This is a genomic window from Vibrio palustris, from assembly GCF_024346995.1.
Taxonomy (GTDB): Bacteria; Pseudomonadota; Gammaproteobacteria; order Enterobacterales; family Vibrionaceae; genus Vibrio; species Vibrio palustris.
Genome location: NZ_AP024888.1, coordinates 157825 through 170404 on the forward strand (window position 1 = coordinate 157825; position 12580 = coordinate 170404).

At 38.8% G+C, this 12580-nt stretch carries 14 protein-coding genes and 1 pseudogene; 12 read left to right on the forward strand and 3 right to left on the reverse strand.

What is annotated here, in order from left to right:
• Positions 1-498: 498 nt before the first annotated feature.
• The 5 genes from OCU30_RS13090 to OCU30_RS13110 all read left to right on the forward strand — a co-directional run bounded on the left by OCU30_RS13090 (position 499) and on the right by OCU30_RS13110 (position 4167).
• Positions 499-879 (forward strand): nuclear transport factor 2 family protein, encoded by a 381-nt coding sequence (locus OCU30_RS13090; RefSeq protein WP_077314601.1) that lies wholly within the window; start codon positions 499-501, stop codon positions 877-879.
• Positions 880-1028: 149 nt separating this feature from the next.
• Positions 1029-1331 carry a hypothetical protein gene (locus OCU30_RS13095; RefSeq protein ID WP_077314600.1) on the forward strand — a complete coding sequence of 101 codons (303 nt, stop codon included), beginning with the start codon at positions 1029-1031 and terminating at the stop codon, positions 1329-1331.
• Between the two features lie 182 nt (positions 1332-1513).
• Positions 1514-2536 carry a hypothetical protein gene (locus OCU30_RS13100; protein WP_077314599.1) on the forward strand — a complete coding sequence of 341 codons (1023 nt, stop codon included), beginning with the start codon at positions 1514-1516 and terminating at the stop codon, positions 2534-2536.
• A gap of 40 nt (positions 2537-2576) precedes the next feature.
• Complete coding sequence (locus OCU30_RS13105) at positions 2577-3059, forward strand: hypothetical protein (protein WP_077315094.1); 483 nt, start codon at positions 2577-2579, stop codon at positions 3057-3059.
• Positions 3060-3180: 121 nt separating this feature from the next.
• Complete coding sequence (locus tag OCU30_RS13110; RefSeq protein WP_077314598.1) at positions 3181-4167, forward strand: hypothetical protein; 987 nt, start codon at positions 3181-3183, stop codon at positions 4165-4167.
• Positions 4168-4625: 458 nt separating this feature from the next.
• Here OCU30_RS13110 and OCU30_RS13115 read toward each other — a convergent pair whose 3' ends face one another.
• Positions 4626-6212, reverse strand: coding sequence for an SNIPE associated domain-containing protein (locus OCU30_RS13115; protein WP_077314597.1), 1587 nt, complete (start codon positions 6210-6212; stop codon positions 4626-4628).
• Positions 6213-6488: 276 nt separating this feature from the next.
• On the opposite strand from OCU30_RS13115, the gene OCU30_RS13120 reads away from it, so the two are divergent.
• The 5 genes from OCU30_RS13120 to OCU30_RS13145 all read left to right on the forward strand — a co-directional run bounded on the left by OCU30_RS13120 (position 6489) and on the right by OCU30_RS13145 (position 9848).
• Positions 6489-7376 carry a hypothetical protein gene (locus OCU30_RS13120; RefSeq protein ID WP_077314596.1) on the forward strand — a complete coding sequence of 296 codons (888 nt, stop codon included), beginning with the start codon at positions 6489-6491 and terminating at the stop codon, positions 7374-7376.
• A 151-nt stretch (positions 7377-7527) separates the two neighbouring features.
• Complete coding sequence (locus OCU30_RS13125) at positions 7528-8160, forward strand: DJ-1/PfpI family protein (RefSeq protein ID WP_077314595.1); 633 nt, start codon at positions 7528-7530, stop codon at positions 8158-8160.
• A 148-nt stretch (positions 8161-8308) separates the two neighbouring features.
• Positions 8309-8620, forward strand: coding sequence for a cupin domain-containing protein (locus OCU30_RS13130; protein ID WP_054456199.1), 312 nt, complete (start codon positions 8309-8311; stop codon positions 8618-8620).
• 104 nt (positions 8621-8724) lie between these two features.
• Positions 8725-9195 (forward strand): protein-tyrosine phosphatase family protein, encoded by a 471-nt coding sequence (locus tag OCU30_RS13135; protein ID WP_077314594.1) that lies wholly within the window; start codon positions 8725-8727, stop codon positions 9193-9195.
• A 143-nt stretch (positions 9196-9338) separates the two neighbouring features.
• Positions 9339-9848 carry a GNAT family N-acetyltransferase gene (locus tag OCU30_RS13145; protein ID WP_077314593.1) on the forward strand — a complete coding sequence of 170 codons (510 nt, stop codon included), beginning with the start codon at positions 9339-9341 and terminating at the stop codon, positions 9846-9848.
• A 22-nt stretch (positions 9849-9870) separates the two neighbouring features.
• Here the strand turns inward: OCU30_RS13145 and OCU30_RS13150 are convergent.
• Positions 9871-10303 (reverse strand): annotated as a pseudogene (locus tag OCU30_RS13150) (transposase); the annotation flags it as partial.
• Positions 10304-10521: 218 nt separating this feature from the next.
• Between OCU30_RS13150 and OCU30_RS13155 the strand changes: the two are divergent.
• Positions 10522-11028: a GNAT family N-acetyltransferase gene (locus tag OCU30_RS13155; RefSeq protein WP_235861865.1), complete on the forward strand. Its 507-nt coding sequence runs from the start codon at positions 10522-10524 to the stop codon at positions 11026-11028.
• Positions 11029-11084: 56 nt separating this feature from the next.
• Here the strand turns inward: OCU30_RS13155 and OCU30_RS13160 are convergent, their stop codons facing one another.
• The gene (locus OCU30_RS13160; protein ID WP_205408806.1) at positions 11085-11342 is read right to left on the reverse strand and encodes a hypothetical protein; all 258 of its coding nucleotides are present in this window, start codon (positions 11340-11342) and stop codon (positions 11085-11087) included.
• Positions 11343-11642: 300 nt separating this feature from the next.
• Here OCU30_RS13160 and OCU30_RS13165 point away from each other — a divergent pair, with 300 nt between their 5' ends.
• Positions 11643-12434 (forward strand): PhzF family phenazine biosynthesis protein, encoded by a 792-nt coding sequence (locus OCU30_RS13165; protein ID WP_205408805.1) that lies wholly within the window; start codon positions 11643-11645, stop codon positions 12432-12434.
• Positions 12435-12580 lie beyond the last annotated feature (146 nt).

Consider the following 12580-nt stretch of genomic DNA (forward strand, 5'->3'; position numbering starts at 1 on the left):
CACTATATCGACCAGAATAACACGCTGGGATAAATGATATAGCGCGCATGCTCGAATTTGTATTTTGAGTTACTTTTGGGTGATTCAAAAACCTCTTTTAAAACAGTAGCCTAGAGACGTATTTTGAGCGATCAGGCTCGGAGAAAACGCGCATACGCACTATTTAAAAGGTTAACTTTAAAAAGAGTATCGAACATGGATGTAATTAAATTAGGGTATTTATAATGCTCTTAAGTTTTCGTATGGTCTTTTGGCTGTAGCCATATTCATTGTAGTTGTAGCACTAATGGTTTTTATTTTTTCAAGTGTGCTTAGCTTTATTGGAATACTATTCATATCAATGGGTATCGCTATACCGTGTTATGTCATTTTCTGCATTTTTAAAGAAATTTTCCAAATCTGTAGAAAAAGTTAACAAGGCTAGTCAACATCAGCGCACCAAAACACGTGCGCTTGGCGGCCGTTGCTAGCGGCGTTAAACAGTAAAAAGGAGCGGCGGTGGAAAATAACAAGGAAGTTCAAATTCTGGAAGCTGAAGAATTATTGTGTAAAGCAATGCTTGAGTCTGACACTATTAGCTTAGACAAGCTATTGTCATCCAATTTGATTTTTACGAATCATTTAGGTCAAATCCTTGGCAAAAAGGATGATTTAGAAGCACATAAATCAGGTTTGTTGCGTATCTCTCATATTTCAGTTGAAGACCAGCAGATAAAATTGCAACAGGATACAGCGGTTATATTTGCCAAAGTAACAATCAATGGTAACTATGATGGTAATCCAGCGAATGGAACATTTAGGTTCACCCGAGTTTGGCAAAATACAGAAGGTAATCACTGGGAAGTAATAGCTGCCCATTCGAGTTTAATGACTGTTTAACAAGTCGCTGCAATGGAAGCATTACGGTCCGCAGTTTTTGTAATAATATATTTATTTTTTATATTTCAATGGTTTAGACATTAATTTTAGCGTTAGATTTAAATTTTAAAACAATCATAATTGAATATTTAAGTATACTGGAGTTCCATATGACAATTATCAAAAAAGTTCTATTAATATCTCTCATTCTATTTAATACATTACAAGCACATGCTTTTGGCATTGATCAAGATACATTGTGTACAACTGTAAGTTGGAAAGCTGCTGACAATGAGAGTAAATGTAAAGAAGGAAACAAAATTGCGTTTTTGCCAAATTCATTTGGAAATGAGCAGCTACCAATTATGTTTGTAGCATTGAATTGTGATTTAAATCACAATATAAGTCTAACTAATGGAGGGGCAGTCTGTATATTTAAGCCTGCAAAAAAAATAGTTAAGGCTTCAAAATAAAGCTAACCCTAATAAACAAGAACCCATATTTTGTAGTGCAATAACTGAGTATTGTGATAGCGTCGCTCACCACTGATCGGCGTTATGGTGCTTTCATCTAAGATTTTCATATGCGCCTTATTGCCTTATCTCTTTGTTGCATATTCGTCGTTAAAGTAGTTGTACTTATTATAAGGTTATCTATGCTGTCGTACTACGAGCGCAATATTGACTATCTCGAGTTAGAACTTAAGTCTATCCCGACTAAAGGAAATGTTCGTTTTCTATTAAACAAGCACATCATTCCTCACTTGAAGAAAGCTGCAGAAGAAAAGACAGCAGTATTTTCAACAAAAAATAAAACTGCCTCTCTACATGTGCATTCTGTTGATGTAGACGATGTAAACGAAATAGCTGTTATCCTTTTCCACTATACCGACATGAACCTCACAGATCCTGCGTTTAAGAATATGAAGTCCGGATCTGTTCGTATTGCAGGAAAGTCAATAGGTGAAGGTGTTGCTGTATCAGCTCATTTAGTTGTAGACTTAAAACATTTTAAAGGACAGCAAGCACCTGTTCACTTAGCTTTGCTAGAGGTAGTGCCAGGTATAAATAAATCGCTAGTTGAGCGAGCTTTGACGAGCTTATTTAACAAAACAATTATCCGTCCTAAATGGACATTCACACCTAAGAATGAAAAGAAAAGTAAGCCATGCCGTCCAAGTTTTAGGTTAAATAATCTAGCTTCAGAGAGCTTATCAGAAGGGTTGAAAACTCGCCGTCTAACAGGTGTTACGCTTGTTAACAAAAAAAGTGAGGATGACTTCGATGAAGATGAGCTAATCACCAAGGAAGCTCAGGTCAGTTACGCTATAGGTGCTAACATGGGAGAAGAAGCTGCTGAGCAGCTTCTTTATCGCCTTTCTAGAAAGGCGAAAGATAAAGGGTATTCAACCTTAAAAGTACAATATGATGACGAATATCGAGGTACTAGAACTGGTAAGTTCAACTCACTAGAAGAAGATGTGATTAAACGAGCGGCTGGCGTGTTTAGTAAGCGCGGTAAGGTTTATACCGAAAGCCAAATTCAGCAGTGTCAGGAAAGTCAACACAGTCAATTGGTAAGGAAAATTAAATCCTTAATATGTAAAGAGTGTGGGGTGGAATATGTTGAAAGCGACAACGAAGAAGTTACTGAAGCCACTTTATTACCTCAGAATTAAGCATGAACAAAAGCTATTTATAGATATATATATGCCACTCATGGTGGCTGCTTTATTTTCATTTTTGCTTTCTCGTACTCCTGTTGAAATCGCTTTTTTGGGTAAAAGTGGATTAGTGCAGTTAGTCAATGGCTTACTTCAAATCCTTATCGGCTTTTTCGTTGCGTCCTTGGCGGCAGTTGCAACGTTTCAGCGTCAGGGAATGGATGAGGTGATGAGAGGTAAAGCTCCCACTTTATATGGAAAAGATGTCACCCGCAGGCAGTATCTTTGTTATATGTTTGGTTATTTGGCGTTTATGAGCATCGCTGTTTATTTTGGTAGTGGTGTTCTTGAGTTAACGATGACAATTTGGAAAGAAATTTTTGGCAACAATTTTACGCAGGTAAAGCTGATAGCTGTTTTTATCTATTTTGCGTTGGTAAGTAATATTATTTTTACAACATTACTAGCCTTGCACTTCCTTACAGATCGCATAGTTAGAGACAATGATGTTGAGCCCAATGAGGAACCAGCACCATAACAAGCATCAACCGACCATCCGAAGTATTACTCAAATTGCTGCATATTTACGTGCCACTTTTGTCTGCGGCTGTGCTGGGCGTTATATTTTTAATTGGCGAGGTTAGGCTCTAAGGATAAAGATGTATATTGAGTCAAAAGAAAAAATTTACTATAGCAACAAAGAACCAATTCCGTTGGATGATGTTATCGCATCATTACAAGGGTATTCAGAATTAATAAAAATGCTTCCAACGGTGCTTGAACATCTTGATGAAAGCCTCGCTATCGAAGACATTAAGGTTTACGTTAATGAGGTCAGTAAAGGTAGCCTTTGGGAAGTTTTACTAATTGGTTTAGCTTTTGGTAGTCAGCAATCACTAGACTGCCACTTAACTGGTGTAAACGACTGGGCTCATGAAAAACTTATGAATGTAGGAATAACTAACAAGAATATTCGAAACGGCTTGATTGTACTAGTAGCGATACTTGCTGTAACAGGAGCCTCTATGGCTCTTGACCATATGAAGAAGCTGCTTGGCGGGCGCGACGAGAGCACTGCTACAATCCAAGCAAACAATAACATATTCATTAATATCGGAGCTGAAGCATACGGTACAACTCCAGATGTAATTCAGTCTGCAATTGCTCATGCAATTGAGGTGCATGGTCAAACAAAGGTTGCCAAAGAAGCAAGAAAAATTATTGCACCAGCTAAGTTAGAGCAGGGAGCTGAAGTTAAGTTTTTCTCTGGTGCCAATGCATCTGATTCACCAATAGTCACTTTTGATAGTGAGTTGGTGGAGGCTCTTCCCAGTTATGATTTTAATGAGGGTGATGTATCTATCCCTCAAAATAACGTCGATGTTTACATTACCAGTATGGATCTGGAGCGTCATAAAACTGGCTGGGCTGCCCATATTCCTTCTATCTCCGAAAACAAAAGGATTCCAATTAGTTTTAACTCAGACGAAAATCTTGAGCAAATTGCTTTTGAGAGAAACTATAAAGCCAATATTACAGTCGTATATGGGCGAGACAAAAAATCTGGAGACTTAAAACCAAAGCGTGCGTTGATCACTTTGTTAGGACAGAAGCTCGAAAAAGGTTTTAAAGACAAAAAGATATAACAAACGTTAAGGTGCCAAGGTGATTTTTCTTATATGAATTAATGTTAATAAGTCATTTAAGCTAAACAGCTTTGTCCTGAAATTCCCGTTCAGACTCAAAAACCACAATAATGCGGTTTAAGTTTCTTCATGCTCATAGAGCCTGCCATTTAGTGATAGCAAATCGTACAATACAGTGGCGATATTGTATTCGGCCGTCACTGTATCGTCATATTCCAGGTTTGTTTTTATCCATTTCTAATTTCATTCTGTTTTTGCTCGTTTTCCTAGGGGCGGTTGCGTAAACTCACAAAACCGACTTGGATATAACGGATAGTGTTGTTAGCTTCTATTAATAAAAAGTGATTGGTACACACAGCTCTATTCAGCACTATGGATGTTTTATTAGTATCGTAAGTATTATTGTGCATTGAGTGGTCGGAGCGAGTGCTCAGAGCAAAACTCCAAGCACTATACACTTAAGCAACGGCTGATTGCTGTTGTTCTTTTTCAATAGCTAAGCTTTCACGGTATTCAGCGGCTTCTGCTTTTAACGTCCAGTGAGCGTCAGAAACACCATGCTGCTCAACTGCTTGTTTAACTTCAGCAATTGTTGTTCTGAAGAACTCTTTGCGAGGATTAATTTTATTAACTGATTTGAGATTAAATTTATGGTGTAGTTCTTTCTCCAGAGCAGGGGCATCATCGCTGTAGATCATGGCATGAACATCAAAAGCAAATGGAACAGATGCATCACCTAACTCTTTTACGCGATCCATAGGTTCTAGCCTACGAGTCATACCAATCTTGAAGACCTCTTCGCCAAAACTACCAACATTACTAATTACATAAACATGTCCTCTTCGAGTTTGTTGTGCCATAGAAAGTGCACGTTGTCCTTTTTCTTCTGCTTCGTGTAATTTGGTTTCGAGTTCTGCCAATTTAGCTTCATATTGTGCTTTTTGCTCTTCAGTTGCATGAGCAAGCTCAGAGCGGGCTTTTTCAAGCGCTTTTTGTATAAGACGCTCTTCTTTTTCAGCCTCTTTACGTGCTTTTTCCATTTCACGGATTGCTCGCTCTTCCTCACGTATTTGGGCTTTTATTTCAGCTTGCTCTTCTCGTTCTATTTTCTTCAATTCAAACGTAGCAACAGCCCATTTCAATTCAGTTAAGCGGGCATCTAAATATTCTTGATTTATGCGGGCATTTCTAAATGGAGCACCGTTATGATTTACCAGAGCGAATGCATCAATTATTTCTTGTTTTATTTTCCCAAAGTTGTCGTGTTTAACTTTTGATAGGGCGCTGTCTACTTTTCCGTTAAATGCATCAACAGCAAAGTGAATTGCATATGTTTTCCGGTTGATTTCGGCATAATCACAAGAGCCAGCATGGTTTTCTTTAACCATATCTCGAACGCGTTTTCTAGCCGCTTTTAATTCTTCACCTGCTTCTTTATGACCGAACTCATCAGCTAAGTCGTCGAGTACCGAATGATTTGGAATAATGTAATCATCTTTATAGCCATCAATAGTGTTACGCATTGCTCGGATAGCTTTTTCATAAGAATCAGCTTTAGCTTTTGCTTCATATGCATCGTCCGCAATTTCTTTGGCTTGGGATTCCGCAAAATTAATAACTTTAGTTGCTTCTTTACGTGCATCGTTCTTGATTGTCTCAGATTTTTCTTTTGAGTCTTTTACTCGCTGTGTTGCTTCTGAAAGTAGAACTTTAGCATCTTGACGAATTTTTTCGGCCTCCGCTTCTGCATTAGCAACTAATTTTAAAGAAATTTCGCGTTTAGATGCTGCATCTTCTTCTACTTCATCAAGTAACTCAGCAGCATGCTTTTCAATATCTGTTATTGGAGTGTATTTGGTAATTAAAGCATCTCGCTCTTTTTCTATCTCTGCAATTCGAGTATGGAGCTGTTTAATATGCTGATTAGATTCAGCCAGCTTTAATTCGAACTTTTTTCGTCTTTTTTTTCCTATTACCAAAGAAGTTATAAGTAAAATTAAAGGTAAAAAGAAGATTGTAAGAGCGAAGATAGTACTTGATTCCATTGCTATACCTTGATTGTAAAATAAAGAAGACATCCATACCTTATACTATATCATGGCGATGTTGCCTAAATCAGTTGAACCTTTTCCGAGTTCTGCGATCTTACCCTTTGTGATTGTTAGAGCGGTGATAACATAAGTAAATAGACATCCATGTTTTATAGTCGGGCAATTGATTCAAAATGGCTTTTAGGGAATCCGTCATATTTTCGTTCGTCTAACAAAACATTGCAGTGGAAGAGCCGCTGAATGCGGCGTTAGACTCATAAGGTAAGTATCTTGAAAATTTTTGAATTTAAAGAAAGTAATCGAGGGAAACTGAGAGAGTTTCAAGATCACCATGGTATCAAACGGATACCACTTTTTGAGCGAGCTTCTGGTGATGGAGAAACGCTATTTTTGGAATTGAATAGTACGATTCAGGGTATAGCAACGGTCACTAAGAATGGCTTTCACCCGAAATATGACCATTTATACTTCGCCGTCGCTAATAGAGACAGCGAAGTTACGCAGAAATTATATAGAAGTCTCATTGAAAGAAGAGTGGCAGGTTCTCCACCCCTTCAAATAATGTATGAAGAATCAGATGTGAAGGAGCAAAGGCCGTTCACTGAAAAGTTTGGTTTTTCATTAACTCTTACGTGTAATTGTCCTCAGATCGATGTTGGTAAGAGTTTGGATAAGATTTCTGAGGTACGCTTACCTTCCGAGTTCCGTGTGCTCCGGTACAACCAGCTAGACAGGGATGAAAAAGCTGCGCTCCGTGAGTTTCGATTAAGTGGTTATGTTAAAACGCACTCGTGGAGTCCACCAATCGATATCGGTGATGAACTCTGGAAGCGTACAGATTTGAGTCCAGAATCTGATGAAATATCATGGTGCGTATTTGCAGGAGATAGTCCACTTCTATGTTCGGATGGTCATATTGATGGTGATGAATTTTGGCTAGGCTGGGGATGGCATGCAGACGAAGATGAAACCCACGAAATAGTAGGCCAAGCATGGTCAAAGGTACTGAGTCTGCAGTTATTATACTGTCAGCGTAATGGGAAACGGATGTTTGGTGAGTTTGACTCAACGGATAAATACGCCCAAGTAAAAAGTGACATATTGGTCCACCTTACCAAAGATACGAAATATATATTTCAACAAAAGGTTATGTGTTAAGAGTGTCCTACTTATGCTACGAGCATGGCGTCAGGATGATATTATAGGTGTCTTGGTATAGCGCTTTAATAAAAAGTGATGGATGAATGTATGGATATCGATGTGCACAGCACTATTAAATGTTATGTTTACAGTCAGATAAGGGGTAGTTTTGAAAATATATTTTGCTATTTTTGACAAAGTTGAAGAATTAGATTTAGTTGGCTCATGGGAACTTATTGGGCTTTTAGCTGAAATGAAACTTTGTGAACCTCCTAAACTTATTTCGTTAAATTCTATGAACCCTTCGGGTGAGCATGGAATGAGGTTTAATGCTGATATACATTTTACTGAAAATATTTTTCCTGATGTTTTAATTGTTCCTGGGGGGAGTGGCGCGAGGTTGGCGATGGAAGATTCTGATGTAATTCAATATTTACAAGAGACTAGTAGTCAATCTCACAGTATTTTATCTATTTGCACTGGCATGTACTTAATGCAAAGAGCTGGACTCTTTACTAACAAAAAAGCGACAACACATTGGGCGTTTCTTGATGAACTAAAACAAGATACCTCCGTTGAGGTTATCGAGGAGCGTTATATTAAAGACGGTAATATCTGGTCATCTGCAGGTGTTTCTGCAGGTATGGATATGACTTTAGCATTTGTTGCTGATTATTTTGATGAGGCTGTAGCGTCGGAAATACAATTGAATGCTGAGTATTTTCCATCACCTAAAATTTATGGTGATGCAGCGGTTTCTAACTCTAAAGTATCAAAATATATAAAGAAGGCTGTAGAGTAATGTAAACATAACAAGAAGCTGCACCTGACAAATATTGCTACGCTCATTTTTGTGTATGTCGCGTAACTCCATTTTACACAAAAATGGTCTCCGCAAAATTTTTGCAGGTGAGCTTGGCGTTATACGCTATTCATAATTTGGAAGTATCGTGGAAATAATTAGAAGTAAAGAATTCAAATCTGAACGCGCTTGGGGTGCAAAAGACATCGCAAATATGAACGGTATTACGACGCGCTTGCATTGGACGGATCAACCTTATAAGTGGCATGTAAATGACGGCGAAGAAGTATTTGTTGTTTTAGATGGCGTTGTTGAAATGTTGTTTAAAGAAAATGGAATTGAGCAATCATCTGTTTTAAGAACAGGTGATATATTTTATGCGTCTATTGGAACTGAGCATGTTGCGCATCCGCGTGGTGAAGCTCGAATATTAGTCGTAGAATCGGAAGGAAGCGTATAACAAGTCGTTTAAACGGAATAAAAACAGTTGGCTATCGCTTCACGATTATAGCCAACGATTTTTATCCGCTTAACGAGGCGTTAGGTGTATAATGGAGAACAATTTTGCAGCAGGTATTTTTTATCGAACAATCAGTGGCTGGTAGGTGTGGTCCCGACAATTGTATGTGGGATCTCAATGAACTATACAATAACAACGTAGTTGCCATTCTATCTGTGAATGACGGTGAAATGGTGCATGTTTCTCTTCTCGACTCATTGGGTATTACCTATAAAAACGTTCCGCTTTCGAGTAATGCCCCACCTCTTGATGGTGATCTAGATCTTTGCTTAAACACTCTCCCACAAATAGTCGATTTCATTGAGAACCACGAGCGCAATGGTGTGGTTGTTATTCACTGCAAATCAGGTAAAGATCGCACTGGTCTAGCTTTGGCTGCATATTTAATGAGCAAAAAAAAACTGTCCCCTAAAGAAGCTATTCACGTGATTAAACAGGCAAGGAGTATTGCTTTTACTGCGCCAGGTTGGGACGAATTTGCGCTCAAGGTACTGATCGCGTTGAAAAACACCTAACAAATTGTTCAAGAGTGATTCGGCACGCATGGCATTTTTACTATGCGTTAGTTTTAGTGGTTAAGGTGTTATGCGGCGGCTTCGGTATTGCGTGCCTCACACCTTAACAAGGCGTTATAAAGCTCGAAGAAAAAGGAAATTTCGTGGAAATTCGAACAGGTAAACTTGAAGATGTTGCTGGTATCACCGACATCTTTAATTTTTATATTGAACACACCAATTCACGTTTTGAGGAAGTTCCATTTACTCTGGAAAATCGTCAGAAATGGTTTTCTCAGTTTTCTAGCACTACCAAATATCAACTATATGTAGCCACAGAAAACGGCGTGTTGATAGGTTTTGCATGTTCCCAACAGTACAGAGCAATTTCAGCTTTTGACGACACCGTAGAAGTGACCGTTTATCTGGCACAAGAAGCAAAGGGGAAAGGTTTAGGTTCTAAACTATATACTCAGTTGTTCTCATCAATTCGTGCCTATGGTGTCCATCGTGTATTGTCGGGTGTTGCATTACCAAACGACGCATCAGTTGCATTACATAAACGGTTTGGTTTCAGAGAAGTCGGAGTTTTCAATGAATATGCGAAGAAACATGGGCAGTACATAAGCTCAGTGTGGCTAGAAAAGGCGTTTAACGTAGAGTCCTCTTTATAACAAACGAGTATGGCGTCAATAGCTAATTTTTCGCCATATTTGGATCCCACATACTACCGTCTCTTAGCATTGAATTCAGGATCACAACCATCTTTCTAACGCAGGCGATGATGGCGACTTTTTTGGGTTTTCCTGCCTGAAGTAATCGCTGATAGGTGGATTTAAAAACGGGGTTAGAGTGCATAGCGGCCACTTTCTCTATTCATGGGAGCAACACCGATTAGAGAAGCGGCTTGTTTATTGTTGATATAACCGAGCTCAGGAACATTGCTAATGATGGCGGAAGCGCTCACTTTTCCAATGCCAGGAACGCTTTGTAAAATGATATTTTTGCTCTGATAATCCGGTGTTTTTTCGATGAGCGTCATGATGAGCATTTCGATTTTTTCGATCTGCTTTTTGAAGGCAGTCATAATGGGATTAATGGTTGAGTGAAGTGCCTTAGGAAGTTGTTGTTAATAAATAAGACACCCATATTTTATAAATGAGCAATGTTTTCGCTGTCATCGTACTATTCATTTCGATGTGGCGTTTGAATTAGCAAGTTGTTCTAGAATTTGTTAGGGAAATTCACTGTGTTACTCGATATTTTCGATACTCAGGCAGGATGAAGGCGTAGCAATGCAGTGCAGTCATTGCAGACTAATGATATACGTGAAGAGGTAAGGAAATCATGAAGTTTCGAGTTAGAAAGGCGTTAATAGACGATGTAGATGGAATCGCACATATCCATGTGAGTTCATGGGCGTATGCGTACAATGGATTGATGCCTAAGAGCTTTATCGACAATTATACATTTGAAAAGCGCCAGAAACTATGGTCAAACATCATCAAGCGAGATTTGGCGGTAGTTCTAGTAGCGGAAGGCGATGAAGGGTTATCTGGTTTCTTGTGCTTTGGGCAGCCTAACACTTTTAAAGACACAGATGTATATGATCTGAGCTCAATTTACATTGACCCAGATAAAATGGGGGTTGGAATTGGTCAACTGCTCTATGACAAATGTGAGGGTATGCTTCGCACTTTGAATGCTCAGAAAGTAATGCTAAGGACGCTTGATAGTAATGAACGCGCTTTAAATTTCTATAGAAAGCAAGGATTTGCTCCTACAGGTGAAAGTTATAACGAGCAAGCCGATGATGTTGTTCTGAATGATATCGAGTTAGCTAAGGTGCTCTGATCCTAACAATACGTAACCGCACAATAAATATGACACCTACACGATAAATGTTCTGATCAATGTTTGGCCGTGTTTTCATCACTAAAAAGCACCACATGAGTATGATTACTCATCACTGCATAGGCAAACACTTGGATAGCGAAAACTTGAGTTAAAAACAGTAATCGTTTCTCAACCCAGCCACGTCGGTGTTCATAGTTTTGCCCTGTAACAGCATCATCACCACATAAGAAAGCGCGGCGCACACAGCGAGACACGCAGTGAGAGTAGGGCGTATCGACTAAGCTGATTTGTTGGCTTCTTGATTTAGGCATACGCCGCTCTCTAATTATTAGGTAACGAAGTATAAAAACTATAGTATTGTGCTGTATTTTTGTACAGGTTTGTGGTGGTGATATTATGGGTATCTTGTTAGTATGGGTATCTTGTTAGTATGGGTGTCACTTTACCCTAGTTTGAGTTGTTATTATCCATACAAACAATTTAAGAGTGATTCACCACGCTTGGCATTTTCGGTTTGTGTTTAGTTATGTGATTGCGGTGTTTAAATTGAGCTATGTGGCCGCGTGGTTCACGCCTTAATTGTGCGTTATAAAGCAAAAGGAGTTCGTACATTGAAAATGGATATTTTCGTAGTTGATGCGTTTACAGATCAGCAGTTTAAAGGGAACTCAGCGGCGGTAGTTCCTGTTTCAGATTGGCTGTCAGATGAATTAATGCAGAATATTGCAGCCGAAAATAATTTATCGGAAACAGCCTATATCAAGAATGTCGGTGAAAGGCAGTATGAGATTCGTTGGTTTTCACCATTAACCGAAATTGATTTCTGTGGTCATGCGACATTGGCATCAGCATTTGTTCTATTTAACGAATTTGGTGTTAAAGACCAAATAGAATTTATCACACGTGAAGTGGGTAATCTAAGTGTCATTTTGAATGCCCAAAACGAAATTGAAATGACATTTCCAAACCAGAAGCCCGAGCCGGTTTCAACGTTACCTCAGCAATTATTAGATGGTTTATCTTTGAAGCCTGTACATGTTTTAAAAAACAGACAAGCCTACTTTGCTATTTACTCTAATGCTCAAGATGTTTTAGATGTTACCTACGATTCAAAATTGCTAAAGCAGCTAGCACCACTAGATGTTGTTGTAACTGCTGAATCAACCGAGTATGACTTTGTTTCTCGTTACTTCTGGCCTGCAAATGGTGGTGAAGAAGACCCTGTGACAGGTTCAATTCATTCTGGCTTAGCCCCTTATTGGGCAGAACAATTAGGCAAAGAAACCCTTATTGCTTACCAAGCTTCAAAAAGAGGTGGTTTGTTAAAATGTGCAGTATCAGGAGAGTCTATCGTGATTTCAGGAAAGGGTATCTTGTATCTTAAGGGTATAATCAACGTATAGTGCAACTAGCTTGATAACAAGCGTTTAAGACGGATCCCCAACGCTCGGCGGTTTCAATTCAAAGTATGCATCAGTGTTTATGACATAATGTCTTGAGTGCAGTGGTAGCGTTGCTCACCACTTAACACGGCGTTATGTACCTAAGA